Genomic DNA, 24,735 nt, shown 5'->3' with positions numbered 1-24,735 from the left:
ACTATCGTGTTCCGACTTTGGAGTGGGTGGAATTACCATCGTCCGGGCCAGTTTCTTCGGTCTGGTCCCGGGCGGCGCCATCGTGCTGGCCAGCGTCATCGTCTTGCTCTTGCTGCGCGTCGATCGTCTGGCCGTCCTGTGCTGCATCGTACTGATAGAGGTGGGCCGAACGCGGTGCGCTCTTGGCCATCTCGACGATGGCCTCGCGCAACAGGTCGAGCCCGCTGCCCTTGTGCGCGCTGACGAACACGCGGCTGAGCACGCCATTTTCATCGCGCTCCACCGAAGGCTCCAGCCCGGCCGCATCGATCTTGTTCCACACCAGAATTTGCGGAATATGATCGGCGCCGATCTCTTTCAAGACCAGGTTGACCTGCTCGATCTGCTCCATGCGCACCGGCGACGAGGCGTCGACGACGTGCAGCAGCAGATCGGCATGGATGGTTTCTTCCAGCGTGGCGCGGAAAGCGGCCACCAGCTGGTGCGGCAGTTCGCGCACAAAACCGACGGTGTCCGAGATCACTACATTGCCCACTTCCTGGCCAAGATAGACCCGGCGCGAGGTCGTGTCGAGCGTGGCGAACAGCTGGTCGGCCACATACACGCCGGCCTTGGTCACGGCGTTGAACAGGGTCGACTTGCCGGCATTGGTATAGCCGACCAGCGAGACTGAAAACGTGTGATTGCGGCCACGCGCGCGGCGCTGCGTTTCGCGTTGCTTGTGCAGTTTTTCCAGCCGCGCGCGCAGCGCCTTGACCCGGTCGCCGATCAGGCGGCGGTCGGTCTCGAGCTGCGTCTCGCCGGGGCCGCGCAGGCCGATACCGCCCTTTTGCCGCTCAAGGTGAGTCCAGCCGCGGATCAGGCGCGTGGCCAGATGCTGCAGCTGGGCCAGCTCGACCTGCAGCTTGCCCTCGTGGCTTTGCGCGCGCTGCGCAAAGATGTCGAGGATCAGGCTGGTACGGTCGAGCACGCGCACATTCAGGCGCTTTTCCAGATTGCGCTGCTGTGCCGGCGACAGGGCATGGTTGAAGATGACGATTTCAATGCCATCGTTGACGACGGCGTCGCCAATCTCGTCGGCCTTGCCGCTGCCGACGAAATAGGCCGAATCGGGACTCGAACGCTTGGCCGTGATGGTGGAAATCGGGTCGGCGCCAGCCGAGCGCGACAACAGCATGAGTTCCTCCATGCTGGCGGCAAAGTCGCTGTGACCGAAGTCAACTCCGACTAATGCCGCGCGCATGATGGAAACAGACAGGTTGTCGCAAGCGCCGATGCGGATGCATCAACGCCGCTGGCACGGACGCAGGCGATGGAAGGTGAAAGGCGCGGGGCCGTCAGGCTCAACGCTTTACTCCGCTTCGGATTCAATATTGAGATTGACGGCACGGGCCGGCACCACGGTCGAGATGGCGTGCTTGTACACCATCTGTGTCACTGTATTGCGCAGCAATACGACATATTGATCGAATGATTCGATATGGCCCTGCAATTTAATGCCATTGACCAAGTAGATCGAGACAGGAACATGCTCTTTGCGTAATGCATTGAGGAATGGGTCTTGTAACAGTTGCCCTTTGTTGCTCATAACAGCTCCGTTTGTTTATGTTGTTGTGTAAGAATTGGAGGCGACTCGCTTGATTTCAAGTGCTCTCACACCTCTCTCATAGAGAAAGATGCGTCACAGCTACTGTAACCTGTTTTCGCGATCGCTGTCGCGCATGGCGCATTAACACTTTATTATTTTGGCGTTAATACCCATGAATGGCAATATTATTTCCTGCTGGCGCCGCATTATCACCGCGGCGCCTTAATACTCGCTTAATTTACTTGCTCGGCGTACGTGCAAACGGATTTTTACCGGTGCGCAGTTCGATTCGCAATGGCGTGCCGACCAGCGCAAAAGTATCGCGGAAATGTTTTTCCAGATAGCGTTTGTACGGATCGCCGACGGCGTCGAGCGCGTTGCCGTGAATCACGATCACCGGCGGGTTCATGCCGCCCTGGTGGGCGTAGCGCAGCTTCGGACGGATCGAGCCCTTGCGGCGCGGTTCCTGCTTCTCCACCGCTTCGATCAGGGCGCGCGTCAGCTTCGGCGTCGACAGGTCGCACATGGCGGCCGCGTACGCCGCGTTGAGCGACTTCATCAGCGGAGCGATGTTGGTGCCCTTCAGCGCCGAAATGAAATGCATCTGCGCGAATGACAGGAAATCGAGCTTGCGGTCGATATCGATCTTGATCTCGTCGCGTTCGTGCGACTGCAAGCCGTCCCACTTGTTGACGGCTACCACCAGCGCGCGGCCCGATTCCAGGATAAAGCCGGCGATGTGCGCGTCTTGCTCCGAGATATCCTGCTGTGCGTCGAGCATCAGCACCACCACGTTGGCTTCCGAAATCGACTGCAGGGTTTTCACCACCGAGAATTTCTCGATCGCTTCAAACACCTTGCCGCGGCGCCGGATACCGGCCGTGTCGATCAGCGTGTATTGCTGGCCATCGCGTTCGAACGGGATCTCGATCGAGTCGCGCGTCGTGCCCGGCATGTCGAAGGCGATTACGCGCTCTTCGCCCAGCAGGGTGTTGATCAGGGTCGACTTGCCCACGTTCGGACGGCCGACCAGCGCGATCTTGATGCCGCGATCGGTTTTTTCCAGCTCTTCCGGCTCATCCGGACGCTGCGAGAAAGCCAGGTCCAGCATTACTTCGACCAGGTCGTTGACGCCGTCGCCGTGCGCCGACGAGATCGCATACGGATCGCCCATGCCCAATTCATAGAATTCGGACACCACGGCCGTATAGCGCATGCCTTCGCTCTTGTTGACCACCAACAAGACCGGGCGACCGCTCTTGCGCAGGAAGTCGACGATGGTCTTGTCATGCGGCGTCAGGCCCTGGCGGCCATCGACGATGAACACCACCACGTCGGCTTCGGCCACGGCCTGCTTGGTCTGCAGCGCCATCTGGTGCATGATGCCTTCCTTGGCGACGGGTTCGAAACCACCCGTATCGATGACCAGGAAGGGACGTTCGCCGACACGGCCTTCGCCATAGTGACGATCGCGCGTCAACCCAGGCAAATCCGCCACCAGCGCATCGCGCGAGCGGGTCAGACGATTGAATAAAGTCGATTTCCCAACATTGGGTCGACCTACTAGTGCAATTACCGGCTTCATTTGTACTTACTCGACCGCGAGAGCGGTCACTGTCCCTGATTGGGTTTGAAAAATCAAATTCGAACCTGCAACCACCGGCACCGACACAATCGGGCTGCCGTCGGTGCTGACCCGACCTATTAATGCGCCATCTTCCCGTGACAGGAAGTGGATGTAACCTTGATAATCGCCAACGGCCACGCTGCGGCCGTAGGAGGCCGGCGTGGACAGGCGGCGGCGCGCCAGCGCCTCGTTCTTCCAGGCGCCCTGGCCGCCTTCGCGGGCAAATGCCAGCACGGTGCCCTGGTCATCGGCGGCAAACACGAAACGCTGGTCGACCGCCACGCCCACATCGGACGAGACCGGCTTGGTCCAGCGCGGCACGCCCGTGGCGGCGTCGAAACAACCGGCCTTGCCCTGGTACGTGACGGTGCACACTTCGCCCTCGAACACCACCGGCGTGCCGGCGATATCGGAGACGCGTTCCAGTTCGGTGGCGCCGCGCGGTTCGCTGACCACGGTTTCCCAGCGCACCACGCCGGTGGTGGCCGTCAGCGCCACCAGCTTGCCGCCCGGCTGGGCTACATACACGTTCGAGCCGCCAAGCACCATGCCCGGCGCATTGCGCAAGGTCAATGCCGGCGTGGCGCGCTGCACCACCCACTTGCGCTCGCCGGTTTTTGCGTCAAAGCCGAGGATGCGGTTGTCGACGCTGCGCACCACCACCATGCCTTCGCCCACCACCGGCGCCGTCAGCACTTCGCTCGACGCCTGCGCCTTCCACAGCTCCTTGCCGTTGGCGTCAAACGCCAGGATCGTGCCCTTCACGCCGCCGACCGCCACCACGTTGCCGTCGGTACCGGCGCCGGATGTAATGTCGGTACCGGCCTTGATGCGCCAGGTTTCACGGCCGGTGGCCGCATCGAGGCGCGCCAGCGCGCCATCGGCGTTGACCACGTACAGGCTGCTGCCGGACAGGGCCGGCGTGAATGCATACACGCCCGCCTTGCCGATCGAATACTTCCATGCTTCACGCACGGCCATGCTCGATTTTAACTCGACCAGCTTGGCCGGCTCGGTTTTCGGATCTTTCTTGGCAAACGGATTCCATGACGAGCAACCCGCCATCAAGACCAACAGGCTTGCCGCTACCAGCTTTTCAGTAAGACGCATAAATGTTATCCAACCTTTTTCTTGTACTTGTAAGGACTATCAGGCGGCCGCTGGTGCGGTCTTGGCCTTCTCTTCCGGCACGCTGCCGCCGATCGCTTCCAGTTTCACCTGGATCAACTGGCGGCCCGGGTTGTTCTTGTCGGTCGCGCCAAACGCGGCCAGGTAGGCGGTGCGGGCGTCGGCCAGCTTGTTTTGCGCCACCAGGATATCGCCCTTGCGGTCGGCCACGGCGCCGGCAAATTGCGGCACGCTGGCGCCGGACAAGGCCTTCAGGGCTTCGTCGTAGGCTTTTTCGTCCAGCAGCACGCCAGCCAGGCGCAGCTTGGCGATCACCTTGTATTCTTCGGTACCATGCTCGGCTACCCATTGCAGCTGGGCCTTGGCAGTTTTCATGTCGTTCGCGTCGAACGCCACCTTGGCTGCTGCCAGGCCACTCATCTGCGCATATGCCGTGCTGCCGAAGCGCGACTGCATGTCGCCGGCGGCGCGCTGCACCTTGGCAGCATCCTTGGCGGCGATGGCGCCTTGCAGCTCATCGTACAGCTGGCCCGCCTGCGCCGCCTGGGTGCGCTGGTAGTACTGCCAGCCAGCCCAGCCGCTGTAGCCGGCCAGCGCCACGATCAGGACCCAGGAGGTCAGGTTGCCATAGCGCTTCCACCATGCCGAGAGGGATGCCAGTTGTTCTTGCTCTTCGTGATCGTATGCCATGAGTCGTCAGTGTAATGAGTAGTGGATCGAGGGTTACGCCATGTTGCCACATCGCTGTGGCAACGTAGTTCAATGATGGTGATGCACATGGCCGCCAGGGCCGTGGTCATGACCGCAATCGTGGTCGCCGATGATCTGGTCGACCACGTAGTCGACGACATCGTCGAACGGCACCGTGTTCTGCTGCGCCGCGCCTTCGGCGTCGCGCAGTGCTTTCACGGTGGCCACGTGGTTGGCGATTTCATCGTCGCCGAGGATCACGGCAAACGAGGCGCCGCTGGCGTCGGCCTTTTTCATCTGCGTCTTGAAGCTGCCGCCGCCGTTGCTGGCCGCGCAGTGCAGCACCACGTCCAGGCCGGCGTCACGGATGCGCTCGGCCAGAACAAACGCCTGCAGGCCCGCCTGCTCGCCCTGATGCACCAGGTAGACGTCGCACTGGGCCGGGGCTTCCGGCTCGGCCGCGTCTTTCATCAGCAGCACCAGGCGCTCGACGCCCATGCCGAAGCCGACTGCGGGCGTCGACTTGCCTCCGAACATTTCAACCATGCCGTCATAGCGGCCGCCGGCACACACCGTGCCCTGCGCGCCCAGCTTGTCGCTGACCCATTCGAACACCGAGCGGTTGTAGTAATCGAGGCCGCGCACCAGGCGTGGATTGATGGTGAACGGGATATTGTTGTGGTTCAAAATCTTTTGCAGCCCATGGAAGTGCGCCAGCGATTCTTCGCCCAGGTACTCCAGCAGCTTCGGCGCGCCATTCACCAGTTCCTGCATGGCAGGGTTCTTGGTATCGAGGATGCGCAGCGGATTGCTGTGCAGGCGGCGCTTGGCTTCTTCGTCGAGCAGCTCGCTGTGGCTTTCCAGGTAGGTGATCAGGTCGGCACGGTGGCGCAGGCGCTCGGCCGCGTCGCCGATCGAGTTCAGCTCCAGGCGGATGCCTTCCAGGCCCAGGTCATCCCACAGACGGCGCGACATCATGATCAGCTCGGCATCGATATCCGGGCCGGTAAAGCCGATCGCTTCCACGCCGAACTGGTGGAACTGGCGGTAGCGGCCTTTCTGCGGGCGCTCGTGGCGGAACATCTGGCCCTTGTACCACAGGCGCTTCGGGCCTTCGTAGACCAGATTGTGCTCGACCACGGCGCGCACCACGCCGGCTGTACCTTCAGGGCGCAGGGTCAGGTTGTCGCCGTTCATCGAATCGGTGAACGAATACATTTCCTTTTCAACGATGTCGGTGACGGCGCCGATGGCGCGCGCGAACAATTTGGTCTCTTCCACGATCGGCGTGCGGATCTGCTGGAAGCCATAGCTTTGCAGCACGGACTGGGCCGTGTTTTCAAACAATTCCCACAGCGGCGCGTCGGCCGGCAGCACGTCGTTCATGCCTTTGACGGCGGTGATTTTATCGGCTTTTTTATTTTCGGACATGGTGTTCTTCTTTACGCTTTTTATCGGATCAGGTTCAGACAGCAACCGTCGTTCCGTAGTGACTCTTTACATACTTCAGGACGATGTCCTGGAATTCTTCCACGATGCGCTCGCCACGCAGGGTGACGACTTTTTCGCCATCCACAAACACCGGCGCGGCTGGCGATTCGCCGGTGCCGGGCAGGCTGATGCCGATGTTGGCGTGTTTCGATTCGCCAGGGCCGTTGACGATGCAGCCCATCACGGCCACGTTCATCGCTTCCACGCCCGGATACAGTTTCTTCCATTCCGGCATCTGCTCGCGCAGATAGGTCTGGATATTGTCGGCCAGTTCCTGGAAGGTGGTCGAGGTGGTGCGCCCGCAACCCGGGCAGGCGATCACCATCGGCGCGAACTTGCGCAGGCCCATGGTTTGCAGGATTTCCTGGCCAACGATCACTTCGCGCGTGCGGTCGCCGCCCGGCTCGGGCGTCAGCGAAATGCGGATGGTGTCGCCGATGCCCTCTTGCAGCAGCACCGACAAGGCCGCCGTCGAGGCCACGATGCCCTTGCTGCCCATGCCCGCTTCGGTCAGGCCCAGGTGCAGCGGATAGTCGCAGCGTTTGGCCAGCTCGCGGTAGACGGCGATCAGGTCCTGCACCCCGGAAACCTTGCACGACAGGATGATCTTGTCGCGCGCCAGGCCCAGTTCCTCGGCGCGCACTGCGTTTTCAATCGCCGACGTCACCAAAGCTTCATACATCACGGCTTGCGCCGGCCATGGTTCGGCGCGGCCGGCGTTTTCATCCATGATGCGTGCCAGCAAGGCCTGGTCCAGGCTGCCCCAGTTCACGCCGATGCGCACCGGCTTGTCGTAGCGGCAGGCCGCCTCGATCATCTGCGCATATTGCGTGTCGCGCTTGGCGCCCTTGCCGACGTTGCCCGGATTGATGCGGTACTTCGACAGCGCGCGCGCGCAATCGGGGTAGTCGTTCAGCAGGGTATGGCCGTTGTAATGGAAGTCGCCCACCAGCGGCACGTCGATGCCCATCTTGTCGAGCTGGTCGCGGATATACGGCACCGCCATCGCAGCTTCCGGCCGGTCCACCGTCAGGCGCACCAGCTCGGAGCCGGCGCGCGCCAGTTCCTTGATCTGGATCGCCGTGCCGATGGCGTCGGCGGTATCGGTATTGGTCATCGACTGCACCACCACGGGGGCGTCGCCGCCCACCCAGATCTGGCGCTGGCCGTGGGCGACCAGCACCTTGCGGCTGTCGCGCCGGCCGGAAGGACCGGAGCCTATCGCTGTATTCGAGGTAGCCATATTCATAGTCTTGTCTTGTTTAACTTGTTACTTGACGCATTTATTTAATATTCACGCGGGCAATCGTGCCGCCCGAAATCGTCGGCAAGTCCAGCTTCGCGCCGCGCAGGGTGGCCTGCACCACGCCGGGTTTGCCCACTACCAGCACGGCCGGGCCGGTAATGTCGAAGGTTTCCGTGCTGCCCGCCTTGACCATGCGCGAAATCAAAGGCGTGCTGCCCGGGCGGCGAATTTCAACCCAGGAATCCTGCTGCACGTTCAACACCAGCGCATTGGCGCTGGCGACGGCCGGCGCTGCTGCTGCCACTGGCGTCTCGGCTGCCGGCGCGGGCACGGCGGCCGGTGCGACGGCAGTGACGGGCGCCGGGGCCGGGGCTGGCGTATCGCTGCTGCCGGCCGGTGGCGGCACGGAAATCAAGGGCACCGACGGCGTTTGCACCGGCGACAGATCCTGGCCCGGCTTGATCAGGGTGGTTTCCACCGGACCGGTCACGCTGGCATGCACGGCTTCCTTGTCGCCATGGGCAAACAGGGTTTCCGGCACATAACCCATTTTATAGGCGCCAAAAGCGGCAGCGGCCACCACGGCCACGGCGCCGGCGATCCACACGCCGGAATGCGAGGAGCGCTGCGTCATCGACGGAAAGCGCGACTCGGAAAAAGTGGCTGAAATATCGCGGCGCGCAGGCGCAGCCTGGTGTTCCTGCACCGGCGTGGGCGGATGCACTTCGATCATGGCCACCAGCGGCGCCGCATCGAGCCGCACCACCTTGGCGTAGGCGCGCACGAAACCGCGCACCACGGCCAGGTTCGGCAACGCCGACACGTCGCCCTCTTCCAGCGCCACCACCTGGCGCGACGCCAGCTTCAGCTGGTCAGCCACCTGTTCCACCGGCCAGCCCAGTGCTTCGCGCTGCGCCTTCAGTTGTGCGCCTGCCAGCGCAAGATTGCCCTGGGGCTGCTGCTGAGGTGTTTCTGCCCGCTCTGAATTCATTGGTATCCCTGTCTCACTCATCAAACGCCCCACTTTGATAAGCAGCATATTCGGGCGAGCCGGAATGGTGGCGGCGCAATTGCACCGCCAGGCCAGCTTCCGCACCCGCATCTCCGAGCTTATGCCGCACCTTGATCGCTAGCCACAGCACATCGGCCGTCTGGCTTTCCATAATCGTTACCCCACCGAGGCGATCGAGATAGCGCGCCGCCTGCCGGTAGTCCTGCTGTTCGTAATACGTGCGCGTCAGGCCGGCGTAAGTGCTTGCAACACCGGGCGCAATGCGCTCCGCGCGCAGCCAGTAAGCGCTCGCACGCGCGTAATCCTTCACTGCCAGGCTGCACGCGCCGCCATTGTTCAGCGCCTTTTCCGGCGACACATAGGCGGCGTCTTGCAGCGCGGCGTCAAAATACGCCAGCGATTGCGCCGCGCGCCCGGTCTGGCACAGGAACTGGCCGTAATTATTGCTCAACTCGGGATTGTGGGGCGCAAGACGCAATGCGTAAAGAAAATCTTTTTCAGCGGGCACAGGCTGGCGCATGGCGGCGAAGATCAGCGCGCGCATGCCATGGGCCTGGGCGTCGCCCGGCGCCAGCGTGAGCGCTTGCTCCACCTCATCGAGCGCGACGGCAAACTGGCCCTGCGCATAATAGGCGCTGGCCAGCTGCAGGCGCAGCGAAGCGCGTTCCTGCAAGGAGGCCGCCTGTTCCTTGTCTGCGGTGGAAGCACAGCCGGCCAGCAGCACGGCCAGGCTGACAGCAGCCACGGCAAGTGCGCGAGGGTAAGCCATGCTTCCCCGCATCAGGAGCGGATCTCGACGATCTTGCCGAAATTGGCGCCGAACTTTTGCTGGTATTCCGTCATTTTTTCCATCCGTTCCTGCACCCGGGTGCGGTCCTTGACTTCGCCGGCCAGCTGGCCGCAGGCCGCATCGATATCGTCGCCGCGCGTCTTGCGCACGGTGGTGATGATGCCGCCATCCATCAGCACCTGGGCAAAGGCCTTGATGCGCGGGTTTTTCGAGCGGAACAGGCCCGACTCGGGGAAAGGATTGAACGGAATCAGGTTGAACTTGCAGTTCACGCCGAACTCGCGGTCCTGTACCAGCGCCAGCAGTTCGCGCGCGTGCTCGTCGCTGTCGTTGACGCCGTCGAGCATGCAGTATTCAAACGTGATGAAGTCGCGCGGCGCGAATTCCAGATAGCGCTTGCATGCCGCCATCAGCTCCTTCAATGGGTATTTCTTGTTCAGCGGAATCAAACCATCGCGCAGCATATCGTTCGAGGCGTGCAGCGAGACGGCCAGGGCCACCGGCACTTCCTGCGACAGCTTGTCCATCATCGGCACCACGCCCGAGGTCGACAGGGTCACGCGGCGGCGCGACAGGCCGTAGGCGTTATCGTCGAGCATCAGTTTCAGCGCGGTAACGGTCGGCTCGAAGTTCAGCAGCGGCTCGCCCATGCCCATCATCACCACGTTGGTGATCTGGCGCTCGCCTTTCGGGCCCGGCTCGATGCCCTTGGTACGGCGCAATTCGAATTCGGCCATCCACAGCTGGCCGATGATTTCGCCAACGCTAAGGTTGCGGTTGAAGCCCTGCTTGCCGGTCGAGCAGAAACGGCAGTTGACGGCGCAGCCGGCCTGGGTCGAGATGCACAGGGTGCCGCGGTTTTCTTCCGGGATGAACACGGTTTCCACGGCGTTGCCATTGCCCACATCGACCAGCCACTTGCGGGTGCCATCGGTGGAGGTATGGTCGCTGATGATGGCCGGCGCGCGCACTTCGGCGCGCGTGGCGAGCTTGTCGCGCAGCGACTTGGCCAGGTCGGTCATGGCGTCGAAGTCGGAGGCGCCAAACTGGTGTATCCAGCGTTGCAATTGCTTCGCACGAAACGGTTTCTCTCCCAACTCGGCGCAATAAGCGATCAGCTGCGCGGGATCGAGGTCCAGCAAGTTGGTGAGGGTAGTCGTCGTCATGATGTTGCCTATTCTAAAAATCCGTCCCCGCGCGCGGAAGAAACAGGCGCAGCGGGAACAGGGGGTGATAAAGTTATTTCACAGATAACGCCAGGAAATAACGTTATCCAAGGCTATCAAGCCTTCAGTTCTGGGAAGAAGTAAGCGATTTCCACTTGACCGGCTTCCACAGCGTCCGAACCGTGAACGGCGTTGGCATCGATCGAATCGGCGAAATCGGCGCGGATCGTGCCTTTTTCTGCTTTTTTCGGATCCGTTGCGCCCATCAGGTCACGGTGGGCCAGAACGGCGTTTTCGCCTTCCAGAGCCTGGATCATGACTGGACCGGAAACCATGAAGTCGACCAGGTCCTTGAAGAAGCCGCGCTCTTTGTGCGCTGCGTAGAAGCCTTCAGCTTGTTCGCGCGACAGTTGGGTCATGCGGGCAGCAACGATCTTCAGGCCAGCGTTTTCGAAACGGCTGTAGATTTGGCCGATTACGTTTTTTGCAACTGCGTCTGGTTTGATGATCGACAGGGTGCGTTCGATTGCCATGTGTGAAAACTCCAATAAAAAGAAAGGTTTAAAACAATAATTGATAGTTCAATCAACCTTCGATTTTACCATACTACACCCCGCATCACCCACAATGACCGTCACGATCCTGCAAGCGAGATGCGTTTAATGGAATCTTAAGCTGGTTTTTTTGCAAAAAAGCGGCGCCATGCTATCCTTGCACAAAGAAGTAAATCGATTTGACAACACGGAGGCTTTATGAATCAGAACATGCAACGCACCTTTGACCTGTCGGGAGGCATGCAGCAAGTACGCCACCAGGTCTTGCGCAATACTTACTGGCTGCTGGCGCTGTCCATGATACCGACCGTGCTGGGCGCCTTCATCGGCGTGCAGATGCACCTGCCGATGCTGACCGGCGGCATGGGCTTCATCATTTTCATGGCGGTCGCCTTCGGCTTCATGTACGCGATTGAAAAAACCAAGAATTCGGGCCTCGGCGTGGCCGTCCTGCTGGGCTTCACCTTCTTCATGGGCCTGATGCTCACGCCTATCCTGACGCGCACCCTGGGCTACTCGAACGGCGGCATGCTGATCATGACCGCGTTTGGTGGCACGGCCACCATCCTGGCCGTGATGGCAACCATCGCCACGGTCTCGAAGCGCGATTTTTCGGCGATGGGCAAATGGCTGTTCGCCGGCGTGATCGTGCTGATCCTGGCATCGGTAGCAAATATTTTCCTGGGCCTGTCGGCGCTGTCGATCGTGATCTCGATGGTGGCGATTGCGATCTTCTCGGCCTACATCCTGTATGACGTGCAGCAGATCATCAACGGCGGCGAGACCAACTACATCTCGGCCACCCTGCGCATCTACCTGGACGTGTATAACATCTTCACCAGCCTGCTGTCCCTGCTGGGCTTCGCCGGCGGCAGCCGCGACTAAGATTGATGCAGCAACAAAAAACCGGCTTCGGCCGGTTTTTTTACGTCCATCAAATCGCATCGCCAAAAACGGCCTGTTCCAGTACCGCATGTTGCCGCGACCAATCCGGCATATGTTGCGCGACCAAGGCCCAGAATGCCCTGGTATGGCTCTTCTCTACTGTGTGGCAAAGTTCGTGCAGTATCACGTAGTCCTGTACGCTGGAGGGTAATTCCATGACCCGGGGATGAAACTCCAGTACATTCTGCGCATTGCAACTGGCCCAGCGGCTCTGAAAATGGCGGACACGAGCGCCTCGGGCCTTTAACCCGGTCTGGCGCTCCCAATGACGAACCCGCACCAGCAGCTTTTCATGGGCGCGATCGCGGTAGAACAATTCCAGTAACGGCATCAAGGCAGAAAGCTCAATACTGAGGCCATCAGGATTTTCGACAACGAAGCGCGATGCGGTAAAGGTCAGGCGTGGCTTGAGCAGTCCTGCCACATGACGCACTTCGGTGTAGTAGGTACGACCGCAATAGCGCAGGCGGCTACCCGTCACGATATCATCGCTAGCTTGTTCCGTGCTCACCAGCGCCAGTTTTTCCCGTATCCATCGTGCACGGCGACGCAAGAGAGCTTCCTGCTCCTGCTCACCGACCAGCGGCCCGCGCAACAGCACCGGCCGCCCCCGCTCCACGGTCACGTAGTGCCGGGTCAAGCTGGCGTCCGGCTCAAATAACCAGTCGATGGTGGTCACACCGTACTGCAAGCGGGGCATGGTCAGTTCTTTAGCAAAATATCCAGGATGCGTCCGGCATGATCCCTGGCGACCGAGCGCTCCCAGCCTGCCAAGGGCATCAGCAACTTGCGCAACAGGTCCCGAATTTCCGGATGCAGGTCGTGCATTTTCTTCCAATTGGCGGCCGCCATTGCACTACTCAAACTCACATCCTGAAACAACGTGGTCGTCGCCACCCTGGCGGCACCCTCTGCCAGCAAGGCTGCCAGATAGTGATACACAGCAGAGTGGGCCGGATGGTCGAAACCGGTGTTGTCCTTGTCCCTGATACGCTGCCCAAACAGGTCAAGCTGTTCCAGGAACTGCGCCTGGCTGATGCGGCCAGCGGCTTCCTCGGCCAACAGCTTTGCCAGTTCCTCCGCCAGTTTATCAAAGAAGGCGGGGTCTTTGTCTCTGCCTGTGACAATGGTGTGCTTCAACTGGTTCTTCATGACCAGTGCCTGGCTGCCGGGACTAGCCAGCTTCTTCAACCGCGCCATGTCGCTGGCGTCCAGAATCGACACCTCCTTGCCCAGCAAACTCCTGGCCGGGCTGGCGGCGATATATTCGTCCAGCAATTGCTGGAGCAGCAGCGATTCCAGTCTGGTGATGCGCTCCCGGTAGGTATTGCCAGGCAGCTTGTCGCGCAGCATCAGGCGGATTTCCGCAATCAAGGTGAAGTAGGGTTTGAAAGGCACGCCACGCACATCGGGCAGGATAATGTCGATACTACGGTTGAACTGTTTGGCCAGCTCGAGGAAGTCCTCCACCGCATCGAGCCTGCTGGCCGGATCAAGGAAACGCTCGGCGTCATCCTTGTAGTGCTCGCGCTGCCTGACCGGGTCATGCTTCCTGGGCAGCAGTTTGAGGATACGGTCGAGTGTCGCTTGCAGCTTGGGCAGTTCGCTTTCGACGCTTTCCCATACCTGGCCCGCTTGCACCTCGCCACCGTAAATCTTCAGGGCGTGATCGAGGTGTTCCACCACGCCATGGTAATCGACAATATAGCCGGCATTCTTGCCCGCCATGGTACGGTTGACCCGTGCAATCGCCTGCAGCAGCGTGTGTTCCTTCAACGGCTTGTCGAGATACATGGTGCCCACTATCGGCGCGTCCCAGCCCGTCAACAGCATGTCGGACACGATGATGAGGCCGACACTATTGGCATGCGGCTGACCATCGCGCCCCTTTGCCTCATCGCCATACGGCAGCGGAAACAGCTTGCCAACGAAGTTCGCCACCTGCTCCGCCGGCAGTGCGACCGGCTGCTTGCCCGCCTTCAGTTCACCCTTGATGCGTTCTTCGATGGTCTCAATATGCTGCGGGCCAAGCCGGTATTGGGCCGCGTCTTCGCGCACCGACAAGCCGGTGCGCGAAGCCGTCACGCTGGCCAGCGAGATCACCACACGGCTCTCGAAGGTGGGCAGGCCATCAGCCTTGCGCTGTTTCATCAAATCATCAAACAAGTCCTTGTAGCGCACCGCCATGTCGCGGCCGTCGCACACCAGCATGGCCTTGAGTCCCTTGGCCTGCACATTGGCCACGAAGTGCTCTACCAGATGCGCGGCCACCTGTTCCATGCGCTCGCCCGCCTGCCGCCATCTGGCCAGCAGGGCCTTTTTCAGCGCCTGCTGCCTGGCTTCATGCTCTTTGGAAAACTGGTCGTTGAAAGCCTGGTCGAGTTGGGCATTTGCGGCAAGTTGCACCCAGGCGTCCTGGTACTTGATGGGGAGCGTTGCGCCATCGGCCACCGCTTCATGCAGCCGGTATTCGTCGATGTAGGCGTCGCCGCCAAATTCGGCCAGCGTATGCTTGTCGTCATTGAGCAGCGGCGTGCCGGTGAAGGCGATAAAGCTGGCGTGCGGCAGGCTGGCGCGCATGAAGGCGGCCAGGAAGTCATATTGACTGCGGTGCGCTTCATCGACCAGCACGTAGAAGTTGGGCTTGGCGCTGAGCACCCGGAACTGGATCTTCTCCCGGCCGACTTCCTGCCATTTTGGGGCCAGCATCACGCCGTCGGCATCGGACAGGCCCCAGTGAAGATTGCGCTGCGCCACCATGAAGAAGTCCTTCCCCTCGCGCACGCGCCGATGCCGGGTCGCCTGCAAGGGCTCGCCTTCCTCATCCGGGGCACCAGCGGCGGCGGCGCCTTCGCCGTCGCCAAGCTGTTCGTTTTCCTGGAACTTCTGCACGGTGCTGGTCAGCACGCTGCCGTAATCGTTACCGAGCAACTTGACCAGCCCATCGACCGACACCGCCTGAATCGCCTTCACGCCCACGGCGTGGAAAGTGTCGAAGATTTGCTTGTCGAGGTCCTTGCGGTCGGTAAGCACCAGCACGGTGGGGTTGTTCAGCCCCGTGCTGTCGGCGCGCAGCATGCGCGCCAGCAGCGCCATGGTCAGCGACTTGCCGCTGCCTTGCGTGTGCCACACCACGCCGCCCATGGGCCTGGGCGCCGTCAGGCGGGCAATGGTCTTGCGCACCGCCCGCCACTGCTGATACCGGGGCAGCTTCTTGGTCGTCGCGCCGTCGCGGGTTTCAAACAGCACGAAGTGGGTGATCAGTTCGAGAAAACGCGACGGCTCGAACAGCGCCCACAGCAACTGATCCTGCTCGCTCGGGTCGGAACCCAGCACGCGGGCCACGGCCGCAAGTTCATCGCTCTCCAGGCGGTAGCGGGCAAAGAAAGCGGGCCTGGTGCGTATCGCGCCATAGCGGCCCTCGCGCCGGTTCAGGCCAACACAGACCTGATTGAAGACGAACTGCGCCGGAAAGCCGGCCTGATATCCATCCAGCTGCGACAGCGCCTCATCGAGCCGGTGATGGCTGGCCTTGCATTCGATAATGGCCAGCGGCAGACCGTTGACGAACAACAGCAAGTCGGGGCGGTACAGGTCGCCGTCGGCGTTCTTGCCCACATACTGGTCCACCACATGGAAGTCGTTATTGGCGGCCGTGGTCGCGTCAAAAAAACGCACGCTGCGCGGCCTGCCGTCGGCATCCTTGACCTGGATATCGCAGCGATGCAGCACCTGCTCCCAGAACGCCTGGTTCGCTGGCAGCAGCTCGTCACTGACGCGCTTGCGCAACTCCATCAGCGCCGCCTCGACGCCGCCGGCCACAGCTTGCAGCCATGGGTTCAGCGCCAGCAGCCGGGGCCGCAGAACGGCGCACAGTACCGGGGCAAGATGGCGGTGTTCGACCTCAACCGTGTTACCGGGCAGATGCGTATAGCCCAGCTTGACCAGCGCTGCAATGGCCGGAAGTTCGACCCCGGCTTTTTCCGCATGCCCCATGGATATGTCCTCTCTGTGCGTTTTCTTGGTTTTATCCGTCAGGCGGCAACGGCGACTTCCTGGTGCACGCCCGGCTTCACGCGCCATTCGCCGGTCAGCAGTTTTTGCATCAGGCCACGTTTGAGTGTTTGATGAGCAGTCCGTTTTTCTTCCAGTGCTGTGATTTTTGCATTGACAGCATCAACTACACTGGCAATATCCTCCTGAACCTTCAACGATGGCAGAAGAACCGGGAACGCCTTCAGCTGCGATGAGTTGATACTGGCAAGATTGGTAGTGCGCTTTGCACAGGACAGGAAGTATCGTCGACCATAATCACTCGCTGCCAAAGCCGCGAGATAGTAGGAATTAAGCTTGTCGGGAACAGGTCGTACTGAGAAGACATGATTCTGGTGCAGGCATGGAGAAATCTGACCTTTCCAAACATCGCCTCGACCTAATTTGTCGAAGTCCCCACCTTCGGTCATTAGCACATCGCCGGGCTGAAGCGCATATCGTTGAACTTGTGTCGCCTCAACCTCAATAGTCTTGATCTCGGCGAGGTCAATATGCCCGGCCTGCACATTTGCAACCCGCAAGTAAGGCAGTTCAACCGGCGCTTTCAAGCCTTTCTTTCCTTTGGCAACACCAGTGCGAACTTCCGCAACCTCTTGCAGCGACATAACAGGCCAGTCGTTTGCAACTTGACCGCCCGCGCCCCGGCTGAACAGGGTTTGCATCAACCCCTGCTTGAGGGTCTGGGTAGCTTTAATCTGGCGGGAAATCACGTTCAGCTTGTCATCTACGGTCATGAGGATAGCGGCGATTTTCTCTTGCTCTGCCAGTGGAGGGAGTGCAATTACCTCCTTCTCCATGCCCGCCTTTGTTAAGTGCAGCATGGTCGAACCGTTTGTCTTATTCCTCATCTCCTCAGTAAAGCGCGATAAAGAATGAAACATGTAAGACCTATTTATGCGTTTAGAGCACTCAATCTTCCAGATGTGATAATGGTAGATTGCCTTCTCACCCTGCCAAATACGCGGCCCAAATGTTGCCGACCACATAAACAGCAGTTCTCCTTTGCTGACGTATTGATGTGATGGTAGTTTAAGGCTTGAATAGTAATAGGTATCGCCCGAGCCGGTCAGGTTTTGCAGCCGAATTACCGGTATCCCCTCGGTTTCCCACTCTGTAAGCTTATATGCCCGGCCGTTATAAAATGTTACGACCTCCGATTGTGGAACACACTCCCATTTTTCAGGAATCCAACCAATTTCGGTTTCTTTGTACCCCGGCTTCCCCACCACGCTCATACACCAGCCTTCAGCAACCCCAACTCCACCAGATAACCATTCAGCTGGGCATCAATCAATGATTCTTCTTCGCCCAGCGCCGCCAATTGTTCCAAAGTGGCAGCAAGATCCACGGTCTCTTCCGTCTCGCCGTTGTCAATATAGCGCGCAATATTGAGGTTGCCGTCGTTGCCGCGAATTTCGTCCAGCGTCACCACGCGGCAGTAGTTCTCCACCTCGGTCTGGCTGTCGAACGCCGCCTTGTGCGTGCCGACGATATGCTTGATATCATCCGGGCGCAGGCTGTTCTGGGCCTTGCCTTCGAGGTAGTCGCGGCTGGCGTCGATAATGATGATCTTGCCCTTGAGGGCGGCCGGCTTCTGCTTGTTCAGTATCAGCACGCAGGCCGGGATGCCGGTGTTGTAGAACAGCGCCGACGGCAGGCCAACGATGGCTTCGATCAGGTCGCCCGGCTGGTTGCCGCTGGCGGCGTCGGTGCCGAACAGCAGGCCGTTGCGAATCTTGCCTTCTTCACCGCTACGGAACAGCACGCCATGTGGCAGGATGATGCCCATGCGGCCATCAGCCTTCAGGCTGGCCAGCATATGCTGGGCAAAGGCGAGGTCGGCATAGCCACGCGGCGGCACGCCATATACAAAACGGCCATACGGGTCGTTGACCTGCTTGTAATTGGGCGTCTTGGCCTTCTTGTCGCCTTCCTGCTCCGCTTCGTTAGCCAGTTCCAGCGGCGACCACCATGATTTGGCAGAGAACGGCGGATTGGCAATCACCCGGTCAAAGGTCCTGAGGTAATCGCCATCGAGGTGCTTCGGTTCGACCAGCGTGTCGCCCCGTTCAATCTCGGCGCGCATATTGTGCAGGTAGAGGTTTAGTTTGGCGATGGCCCAGGTGCCGAGGTTTTTCTCCTGCCCATACAGCATCACATTGGGTTTGCCCATGATGGCGCCGTTTGGCAGGCCGGCGATGTGGTGCGCGCTTTCCACCAGCATGCCGCCGCTGCCGCAGGTCGGGTCGTAGACCTCATGACCGGGTTGCGGGTCGATCAGTTCCACCACCAGTTGCACCACCGCCTTGGGCGTGTAGAACTCACCGCCCTTCTTGCCGGCGTCGTCGGCGAACTGCTTGATCAGGTACTCGTAGGCATCGCCCAGCATGTCGGCCTTGTACAAGTCGGCATTGCCCAGCTTGTACTGGTTGAAGTGCCGCAGCAGGCGCTGCAAGGTGGCGTCAGATAACACGCGCTTGTCGCCGTACTGGGTGGCGGTGAGCACATGTTGCAGTTCAGGATTGCTGGCTTCGATGGTGGCGAAGGCTTTGTCAAGCGCCTCACCGATGTTCTCGGTGCGGGCAATCAGATCAGGCCAGCGGGCGCTCAGGGGGAAGCGCCCCCATTTGTCCACGACCTCTTCTTCAGCCTCCCTGCCGTTCAGGCCATCGTCCCGCATCAACTGCGTGACGCGTTCGTCGAATACGTCGTTGAAGCGCTTCAGGAACAGCAGGCCGAAGATGTAGTTCTTGAAGTCTGATGAGTCGATGGAACCGCGCAGGATATTTGCAGATTCCCACAGCCATGATTCGAGGGCTTCGAGGGTGAGTTGATTTGCCATTATTGCTATACCAAAAGTCCGACAACGACACCAGTTTATCAGCGTCGTCCAAAATGAAAAAGGCCGGAATCCCGGCCTCGAAAGTGAAACGAATTGTACACCAGCAATCGTGAAAAACTTTATTGTCTACACCATGTTGGCATGTACCGGGACTGTCCCTAGTTCCGCCAAGTTCGCATCTTTTTTTACCTTGAAATACTGGCAGAGAGAACTCGCATAGCCTGGCGTTTTTCCTCTGCACATGCACACCAGCAAGGCACGTTAGCACCCCAGTCGCTGGCACAGGCACTCCGGGCCAAGCGGGACCGAAAAATGTCGAGGGCAAGGCGCAGCGACGCAGACAGTACGAATGTACGGCAAGGAGCTGCAACGCAGCCATCGGCATTTTCTCGGGCCCGCGTCTCCGGCCCGCCGTTTTAATCCATCAGGTCAAACACCGCCATCGACTCCACGTGCGATGTATGCGGAAACATATTGACCACGCCGGCCTTGGAAAGCTTGTAGCCCGCTTCCAGCACCAGGATGCCGGCGTCGCGCGCCAGCGTCGATGGGCTGCACGACACATACACGATGCGTTTCGGCAGCATCTCGGGGCGCACTTGCGACAGCCCGACCAGCGCCTGGCACAGAGCCATGGCGCCGTCGCGCGGCGGGTCGACCAGGATGCGGTCAAACTTGCCCAGGGCGATCAGATCATCGGTGGTGACTTCAAACAGGTTGCGAGTCGAGAACGAGGTTTTTTCCGCCAGGCCATTGGCCAGCGCGTTTTCCAGCGCGCGTTCGGTCAGGGTGGTGCTGCCTTCGATGCCGACCACTTCGCTGCCTTGCGTGGCCAGCGGCAAGGTGAAGTTGCCCAGTCCACAGAACAGGTCGGCCACGCGGTCGCTCGGCTGCACCTCCAGCAGACGCAGCGCTTTCGATACCAGCACGCGGTTGATATGGTGATTCACCTGGGTAAAGTCGACCGGCTTGAACGGCATCCTGACGCCAAACTCGGGCAGCAGGTAGTGCAACTGCTTGTCCAGCGGATAGAACGGCACCGCCGTTTCCGGCCCCTTGACCTGCAGCCACCATTGCACGCCATATTCGTCGGCAAAGGCTTTCAGTTTGGTTTCATCGTCTGCCGTCAACGGCGCCATGATGCGCAACACCATCGCCGTGACGTCTTCGCCGATGGCCAGTTCGATCTGCGGCATCTGTTCGAAGATCGACAGCGAGCCGATCAGCGCGCGCAGCGGCAGCAGCATGGCGGAGATATGCGGCGGCAGGATTTCGCAGCTGTCGATATCGGCCACGAACGCCGATTTCTTTTCATGGAAACCCACCAATACCGTGTCTTTTTTCTTCACATGGCGTACCGACAGGCGCGCGCGGTAGCGGTAGCCCCAGGTTGGGCCGTACATCGGGCGCATGATGTTTTCGGCGCGCACCTTGCCGATGTGCCACAGGTTGTCTTCCAGCACGCGCTGCTTGATGGCGACCTGGGCCGATGGCTCCAGGTGCTGCATCGAGCAGCCGCCGCAATAATCGAAATGCTTGCACTTCGGCGTCACGCGCAGCGACGACTCGCGGTGCAGCGCCGTCATGCGCGCCGCTTCCCAGTTTTTCTTCTTCTTGAACGTCACGAAGCTGACACGTTCGCCCGGCAAGGCGCCTTCGACGAACACGACCTTGCCCGGCGAGCCGTCTTCATTCTCGATATGGCCGACGCCGCGCGCGTCCATGTCGAGCGATTTGATTTCGATAATGTTTTCTTGCATAGCGATCAATAGGTAAGAGTGGGCCAGGACGCAGGGCCGCGCTGAAACTTGAAAGAACAGAGGGGAAGGTCAGGCGCCGCGAGCGGGGCGTATGATAGCAGATGCAGGCCAGCAATTGCCGGCCCTGGGGATACTACAACAGCGAATCGCGCACGACGCCGCGCGCCGCCATGGCACGTTTGAGCTTGATCAAAGCCTCTTGCTGGATCTGGCGCACGCGTTCGCGCGTCACACCCATTTCCTCGGCCAGCGTTTCCAGCGTGGCCGGATCGTCATTGTCGAGGCCGAAGCGGCGCATGATCACCACGCGCTGCTTGTCGGGCAACTTGCTGAGCCAGTCGCGCACCAGCACCGTCATTTCATGGTGTTCGGCGCGCGCGTCGGGGCTGTCTTCGGCCGCGCCCGGCAGCATGTCCATCAACGACGATTGCGGATCGTTGTCCAACGGCGCGTCGAGCGAGGTGGCGTGTTCGGACAGTGCCAGGATATCCTGCACTTCCTCCACCGGCCGCCCGACCAGATGGGCGATGTCTTCGGCTGACGCGTCCTTGCCGTCATGGTGCTGCGCTTCAAGATGGTATTTGCCGCGCAGGATCTGGTTCAGCTCACGCACCATGTGTACCGGCAGGCGCACCGTGCGCGCCTGGTTCATGATGGCACGCTCGATGCTCTGGCGTATCCACCAGGTGGCGTAGGTGGAAAAACGGAAACCGCGTTCGGGTTCGAACTTGTCGATGGCGCGCATCAGGCCGATGTTGCCCTCCTCGATCATGTCGAGCAGCACCACGCCGCGGTTGATGTAATGCTTGGCGATCGACACGACCAGGCGCAGGTTGTGCTCGATCATGGTCTGCCGCGCTTCGAAATTGCCCTGCTTGGCCAGGGTTGCGTAGTGCACTTCCTGGGGCGCCGTCAGCAGCGGGCGCGTGCCGATCTGGTTCAGGTAGTGCTGGGTGGTATCGGTCGACAGTTCGGCCGCCAGCACTTTTTTCAGTTCGTCGACACTGTCGACCGCCACGCTGGCGACCGCCGCACCATCAGCCCCGGCCTCGGCCGGGTCTATGCCGTCGAGCTCGCCTTCATCATCAACGATTACCTCGTCCGCCACTTCGTCGTGCGGGTCCGGCTCATCATCATGCGGATCGTGCGGCGCGTTTTTCATTGCTTTACCTAACGGTTAGGCAGGAACTTGGACGGATCGACAGGCTTGCCCTGCTGGCGGATTTCAAAGTGGAGCTTGACGCGGTCGGCATCGGAATCGCCCATTTCGGCGATGGCCTGGCCCTTGTTGACGCTCTGCCCTTCCTTGACCAGGATGCTGCGGTTATGCGCGTAAGCCGACAATAAACTATTACTGTGCTTCACGATAACAAGATTACCATAACCACGGATGCCGCTGCCAGCGTACATGACTTTTCCCGCGCCGGCGGCCACCACCTGCTGGCCGGCCTTGCCGGCGATATCGACGCCCTTGTTCTTGCCTTCGTCAAAGGTGCCGATCACCTTGCCTTCGGAAGGCCACATCCAGCTGAGTTTTTCATCGCCGGCAGCTGCCGCGGCGACCGCTGGCGCACCGGTCCCGGTAGCGGCGGCAGCGGCCGGCCGGCTTGGCACGGCCAGCGGCGCCGCAGGCGGTGCCGCTGGCGGGGACTCGGCCACGCCGGCATCGCTGCGCAGCTCGGCCAGGGTGGCATCGGAATAGGGGCGTTTTTCGCCGCGCGGGCCATTCTTTTTCGGCACCGCCGGTGCCGCGGGACGCACTTCGGTGATGGCTGGCATGACGACGGCCGAGGTCTGGGCGCCGCCAGTATCGCCGGTCGGCGGCAGCACGCGCAGCACCTGGTCGACCTTGATGTCGTTCACATCGGTGATGTTGTTCCAGGCCGCCAGGTCGCGGTAGTTCTGGCCATGTTCGAGCGCGATGCGCAACAGGGTGTCACCGCGTTTGACGGTGTACAGGGCGGGATCGCGGTCACGCGCTTCGCTGGCCGCCGCTGCGGTGGCTGGCGTATGCGGGCGTTCGACCACGGGCGCCTGCACGCCGGTGGTGCCGCAAGCGCTGAGCAGCATGGCCAGCGCGGTGCCGCTGAGGAGTACCTTGGTTTGTTTCATCATTCGCATGTCGTTGTCTGTCCTGCTTGCTGACTGATCCGCAGATCAGATGGTGCCCGGGCGCAAAGGCACGAAATGGCAGTCTTCCAGCGCTGCGCTGGTCCACTCCATTTTTCCTACCCGGGTAATGAGTTGTAAATGCTGCAATTTGTCGCCCACCGGCGCCACCAGACGCCCGCCGATTGTCAATTGCTCCAACAGGGCTTGCGGCACTTCCAGGCCGGCTGCGGCAAGGATGATCCCGTCAAAGGGCGCCGCCTGCGGCAAGCCTAGCATACCATCTCCGTACTGCAAGCGCAGGTTCGGCACGCGCAGCGGACGCAAGTTGGCCTTGGCCAGTTCGTGCAGCGGCTTGATGCGCTCGATGGAAAATACCTCTTTCGCCACCCGCGACAGCACCGTTGCCTGGTAGCCGCAGCCGGTGCCGATCTCGAGCACGCGCTGCAGGGCGCCGCCATTGCGCATCACTTCGATCATGCGCGCCACGATATACGGCTGCGAGATGGTTTGCTGGTAGCCGATCGGCAGCGAGGCGTCGATATACGCCTGCGAGGCAAACGCCTCGTCCATGAACATATGGCGCGGCACGGCCTGCATGGCGTCGAGCACCAGCTGGTCCTTGACGCCCTGCCTGGCGACTCTGGCCACCATGGCGCGCCGCACGGCGTCCGAGACCAGCGGATTTTGCCTCGGCGATGCCGCCGGCACAGGTTGCGCGCGCTCATTGGCGATCGCCTGGGCACGCGACGGCGTGATGCCGTTTGGCGCGCCATAGGCGGGCGCAGCGCCGCGCACGGCGTTTTGCGCCTTGTTCTGGGTTGCCGTTTGTGGCGTGGCAATGCGCGACTGGGCCAAGGTGGGCGCGGCGCCCTGGCGCGACGGCTTGCCGGCCAGCGCATCGAGCGACAAGGGGAAGCTGCGCGGTTTGTCGCTCATGCCAGGCCTTTCGCCAGTGCATCGAGTTGCGTCACATGGGTCAGGTCGATCTGCAGCGGCGTGATCGATACTTGCCCTTGCGCCACCGCATGAAAATCGGTGCCGGGGCCGGCCTCGCGAGTGGCGCCCACCGGGCCGATCCAGAAGATTTCGCGCCCGCGCGGATCGAGCGCGCGGATTACCGGCTCGGCCGAATGGCGCTTGCCCAGCCGGGTGGCGGTGATGCCCTGCAGTTGTTCGTACGGAATGGCGGGAATATTCACGTTCAGCAGATACGGCTTTTGCAGTTCGTCAAAACGGCGCTCGACGATGTCGCGCGCCACGCGCGCGGCCGCATCGAGATTGACCCAGCCATACTCGGCCTGCGAAAAGGCGATCGCCGGGATGCCGAACAAGTAGCCTTCGGTGGCCGCCGCCACGGTTCCCGAATACAGGGTGTCGTCGCCCATGTTGGGGCCGTTGTTGATGCCGGAGACGACCAGATCGGGCCGCTCCAGCATCATGCCGGTCAGCGCCACGTGCACGCAGTCGGTTGGCGTGCCGTTGACATAATAAAAGCCGTTGCCGGCCTTGTGCACCGACAGCGGCCGGTCCAGCGACAGGGAATTGGACGCGCCGGAGCGGTTGCTGTCGGGCGCCACCACCACGATGTCGGCAATCGGCGCCAGCGCATCGGCCAGCGCGGCCAGGCCCGGCGCGAGGTAGCCATCGTCATTACTGATTAAAATTCTCATGCCGGGATTTTACCCGAAGCAACGCTTGTGCTGCGCGTGGACGGCGATGCACAAGGGCATT

The 24,735-nt window shown here is 60.9% G+C and carries 21 protein-coding genes; 1 reads left to right on the top strand and 20 read right to left on the bottom strand.

The window, feature by feature from the left end; translation table 11 throughout:
* Position 1 precedes the first annotated feature (1 nt).
* From hflX to ndk, 11 genes are all read right to left on the bottom strand, one after another.
* On the bottom strand, positions 2 to 1,243 hold the full coding sequence (gene hflX, locus AC0Z42_RS06540) for a GTPase HflX (protein WP_485467434.1): 1,242 nt from the start codon (positions 1,241 to 1,243) through the stop codon (positions 2 to 4).
* Positions 1,244 to 1,351: 108 nt separating this feature from the next.
* Entirely contained in the window at positions 1,352 to 1,588 is a 237-nt protein-coding gene (hfq, locus tag AC0Z42_RS06535) for an RNA chaperone Hfq (RefSeq protein ID WP_008450615.1), read from the bottom strand.
* A 238-nt stretch (positions 1,589 to 1,826) separates the two neighbouring features.
* Positions 1,827 to 3,173 (bottom strand): ribosome biogenesis GTPase Der, encoded by a 1,347-nt coding sequence (der, locus tag AC0Z42_RS06530; RefSeq protein ID WP_485467433.1) that lies wholly within the window; start codon positions 3,171 to 3,173, stop codon positions 1,827 to 1,829.
* A gap of 6 nt (positions 3,174 to 3,179) precedes the next feature.
* The gene (gene bamB / locus AC0Z42_RS06525) at positions 3,180 to 4,325 is read right to left on the bottom strand and encodes an outer membrane protein assembly factor BamB (protein ID WP_485467432.1); all 1,146 of its coding nucleotides are present in this window, start codon (positions 4,323 to 4,325) and stop codon (positions 3,180 to 3,182) included.
* A 39-nt stretch (positions 4,326 to 4,364) separates the two neighbouring features.
* Positions 4,365 to 5,033, bottom strand: coding sequence for a YfgM family protein (locus tag AC0Z42_RS06520; RefSeq protein WP_485467431.1), 669 nt, complete (start codon positions 5,031 to 5,033; stop codon positions 4,365 to 4,367).
* 69 nt (positions 5,034 to 5,102) lie between these two features.
* Positions 5,103 to 6,464 carry a histidine--tRNA ligase gene (gene hisS / locus AC0Z42_RS06515; RefSeq protein WP_485467430.1) on the bottom strand — a complete coding sequence of 454 codons (1,362 nt, stop codon included), beginning with the start codon at positions 6,462 to 6,464 and terminating at the stop codon, positions 5,103 to 5,105.
* A gap of 34 nt (positions 6,465 to 6,498) precedes the next feature.
* On the bottom strand, positions 6,499 to 7,767 hold the full coding sequence (ispG, locus tag AC0Z42_RS06510) for a flavodoxin-dependent (E)-4-hydroxy-3-methylbut-2-enyl-diphosphate synthase (RefSeq protein WP_485467828.1): 1,269 nt from the start codon (positions 7,765 to 7,767) through the stop codon (positions 6,499 to 6,501).
* 40 nt (positions 7,768 to 7,807) lie between these two features.
* The gene (locus tag AC0Z42_RS06505; RefSeq protein WP_485467429.1) at positions 7,808 to 8,761 is read right to left on the bottom strand and encodes a RodZ domain-containing protein; all 954 of its coding nucleotides are present in this window, start codon (positions 8,759 to 8,761) and stop codon (positions 7,808 to 7,810) included.
* 13 nt (positions 8,762 to 8,774) lie between these two features.
* Positions 8,775 to 9,551: a type IV pilus biogenesis/stability protein PilW gene (gene pilW / locus AC0Z42_RS06500; protein ID WP_485467428.1), complete on the bottom strand. Its 777-nt coding sequence runs from the start codon at positions 9,549 to 9,551 to the stop codon at positions 8,775 to 8,777.
* Between the two features lie 11 nt (positions 9,552 to 9,562).
* Positions 9,563 to 10,738: a dual-specificity RNA methyltransferase RlmN gene (rlmN, locus tag AC0Z42_RS06495; RefSeq protein WP_065310564.1), complete on the bottom strand. Its 1,176-nt coding sequence runs from the start codon at positions 10,736 to 10,738 to the stop codon at positions 9,563 to 9,565.
* Positions 10,739 to 10,854: 116 nt separating this feature from the next.
* Positions 10,855 to 11,271 carry a nucleoside-diphosphate kinase gene (gene ndk / locus AC0Z42_RS06490; protein ID WP_183740258.1) on the bottom strand — a complete coding sequence of 139 codons (417 nt, stop codon included), beginning with the start codon at positions 11,269 to 11,271 and terminating at the stop codon, positions 10,855 to 10,857.
* A 231-nt stretch (positions 11,272 to 11,502) separates the two neighbouring features.
* Between ndk and AC0Z42_RS06485 the strand changes: the two genes are divergently transcribed.
* Positions 11,503 to 12,177, top strand: coding sequence for a Bax inhibitor-1/YccA family protein (locus AC0Z42_RS06485; protein ID WP_485467427.1), 675 nt, complete (start codon positions 11,503 to 11,505; stop codon positions 12,175 to 12,177).
* A 49-nt stretch (positions 12,178 to 12,226) separates the two neighbouring features.
* On the opposite strand, the gene AC0Z42_RS06480 is transcribed toward AC0Z42_RS06485, so the two are convergent.
* The 9 genes from AC0Z42_RS06480 to surE form a co-directional block, all read right to left on the bottom strand.
* A complete protein-coding gene (locus AC0Z42_RS06480) occupies positions 12,227 to 12,916 on the bottom strand; it encodes a YgjP family zinc-dependent metalloprotease (protein ID WP_485467426.1) in 690 nt (229 codons plus the stop codon).
* Between the two features lie 23 nt (positions 12,917 to 12,939).
* The gene (locus AC0Z42_RS06475) at positions 12,940 to 16,233 is read right to left on the bottom strand and encodes a type I restriction endonuclease subunit R (RefSeq protein ID WP_485467425.1); all 3,294 of its coding nucleotides are present in this window, start codon (positions 16,231 to 16,233) and stop codon (positions 12,940 to 12,942) included.
* A 38-nt stretch (positions 16,234 to 16,271) separates the two neighbouring features.
* Positions 16,272 to 17,525: a restriction endonuclease subunit S gene (locus AC0Z42_RS06470; RefSeq protein WP_485467424.1), complete on the bottom strand. Its 1,254-nt coding sequence runs from the start codon at positions 17,523 to 17,525 to the stop codon at positions 16,272 to 16,274.
* Complete coding sequence (locus tag AC0Z42_RS06465) at positions 17,522 to 19,132, bottom strand: type I restriction-modification system subunit M (RefSeq protein WP_485467423.1); 1,611 nt, start codon at positions 19,130 to 19,132, stop codon at positions 17,522 to 17,524. The genes AC0Z42_RS06470 and AC0Z42_RS06465 overlap by 4 nt, the downstream gene beginning before the upstream one ends.
* A gap of 416 nt (positions 19,133 to 19,548) precedes the next feature.
* Entirely contained in the window at positions 19,549 to 20,892 is a 1,344-nt protein-coding gene (rlmD, locus tag AC0Z42_RS06460; RefSeq protein WP_485467422.1) for a 23S rRNA (uracil(1939)-C(5))-methyltransferase RlmD, read from the bottom strand.
* A 133-nt stretch (positions 20,893 to 21,025) separates the two neighbouring features.
* Entirely contained in the window at positions 21,026 to 22,054 is a 1,029-nt protein-coding gene (gene rpoS / locus AC0Z42_RS06455; protein WP_485467421.1) for an RNA polymerase sigma factor RpoS, read from the bottom strand.
* Between the two features lie 8 nt (positions 22,055 to 22,062).
* Positions 22,063 to 23,007, bottom strand: a complete 945-nt coding sequence (locus AC0Z42_RS06450; RefSeq protein WP_485467420.1) for a peptidoglycan DD-metalloendopeptidase family protein — start codon at positions 23,005 to 23,007, stop codon at positions 22,063 to 22,065.
* A 42-nt stretch (positions 23,008 to 23,049) separates the two neighbouring features.
* On the bottom strand, positions 23,050 to 23,940 hold the full coding sequence (locus tag AC0Z42_RS06445; RefSeq protein WP_485467419.1) for a protein-L-isoaspartate(D-aspartate) O-methyltransferase: 891 nt from the start codon (positions 23,938 to 23,940) through the stop codon (positions 23,050 to 23,052).
* Positions 23,937 to 24,674: a 5'/3'-nucleotidase SurE gene (gene surE / locus AC0Z42_RS06440; protein ID WP_485467418.1), complete on the bottom strand. Its 738-nt coding sequence runs from the start codon at positions 24,672 to 24,674 to the stop codon at positions 23,937 to 23,939. Before surE ends, AC0Z42_RS06445 begins: the two co-directional genes overlap by 4 nt.
* Positions 24,675 to 24,735: the final 61 nt, after the last annotated feature.

The organism is Janthinobacterium sp. 1L-D-8-B-C4, from assembly GCF_057291295.1.
Note: the sequence above shows the minus strand (reverse complement) of the source record. Positions and strands in the feature narration are given on the sequence as shown.

Coding starts and splice junctions, on each gene's coding strand:
- AC0Z42_RS06450 (WP_485467420.1), bottom strand. CDS start 23,007: ATGATGAAACAAACCAAGGTACTCCTCAGCGGCACCGCGCTGGCCATG.
- AC0Z42_RS06445 (WP_485467419.1), bottom strand. CDS start 23,940: ATGAGCGACAAACCGCGCAGCTTCCCCTTGTCGCTCGATGCGCTGGCC.
- rlmN (WP_065310564.1), bottom strand. CDS start 10,738: ATGACGACGACTACCCTCACCAACTTGCTGGACCTCGATCCCGCGCAG.
- AC0Z42_RS06520 (WP_485467431.1), bottom strand. CDS start 5,033: ATGGCATACGATCACGAAGAGCAAGAACAACTGGCATCCCTCTCGGCA.
- AC0Z42_RS06465 (WP_485467423.1), bottom strand. CDS start 19,132: ATGGCAAATCAACTCACCCTCGAAGCCCTCGAATCATGGCTGTGGGAA.
- der (WP_485467433.1), bottom strand. CDS start 3,173: ATGAAGCCGGTAATTGCACTAGTAGGTCGACCCAATGTTGGGAAATCG.
- surE (WP_485467418.1), bottom strand. CDS start 24,674: ATGAGAATTTTAATCAGTAATGACGATGGCTACCTCGCGCCGGGCCTG.
- hflX (WP_485467434.1), bottom strand. CDS start 1,243: ATGCGCGCGGCATTAGTCGGAGTTGACTTCGGTCACAGCGACTTTGCC.
- rlmD (WP_485467422.1), bottom strand. CDS start 20,892: ATGCAAGAAAACATTATCGAAATCAAATCGCTCGACATGGACGCGCGC.
- pilW (WP_485467428.1), bottom strand. CDS start 9,551: ATGGCTTACCCTCGCGCACTTGCCGTGGCTGCTGTCAGCCTGGCCGTG.
- ndk (WP_183740258.1), bottom strand. CDS start 11,271: ATGGCAATCGAACGCACCCTGTCGATCATCAAACCAGACGCAGTTGCA.
- AC0Z42_RS06470 (WP_485467424.1), bottom strand. CDS start 17,525: ATGAGCGTGGTGGGGAAGCCGGGGTACAAAGAAACCGAAATTGGTTGG.
- hfq (WP_008450615.1), bottom strand. CDS start 1,588: ATGAGCAACAAAGGGCAACTGTTACAAGACCCATTCCTCAATGCATTA.
- bamB (WP_485467432.1), bottom strand. CDS start 4,325: ATGCGTCTTACTGAAAAGCTGGTAGCGGCAAGCCTGTTGGTCTTGATG.
- hisS (WP_485467430.1), bottom strand. CDS start 6,464: ATGTCCGAAAATAAAAAAGCCGATAAAATCACCGCCGTCAAAGGCATG.
- AC0Z42_RS06475 (WP_485467425.1), bottom strand. CDS start 16,233: ATGGGGCATGCGGAAAAAGCCGGGGTCGAACTTCCGGCCATTGCAGCG.
- ispG (WP_485467828.1), bottom strand. CDS start 7,767: ATGGCTACCTCGAATACAGCGATAGGCTCCGGTCCTTCCGGCCGGCGC.
- rpoS (WP_485467421.1), bottom strand. CDS start 22,054: ATGAAAAACGCGCCGCACGATCCGCATGATGATGAGCCGGACCCGCAC.
- AC0Z42_RS06485 (WP_485467427.1), top strand. CDS start 11,503: ATGCAACGCACCTTTGACCTGTCGGGAGGCATGCAGCAAGTACGCCAC.
- AC0Z42_RS06505 (WP_485467429.1), bottom strand. CDS start 8,761: ATGAATTCAGAGCGGGCAGAAACACCTCAGCAGCAGCCCCAGGGCAAT.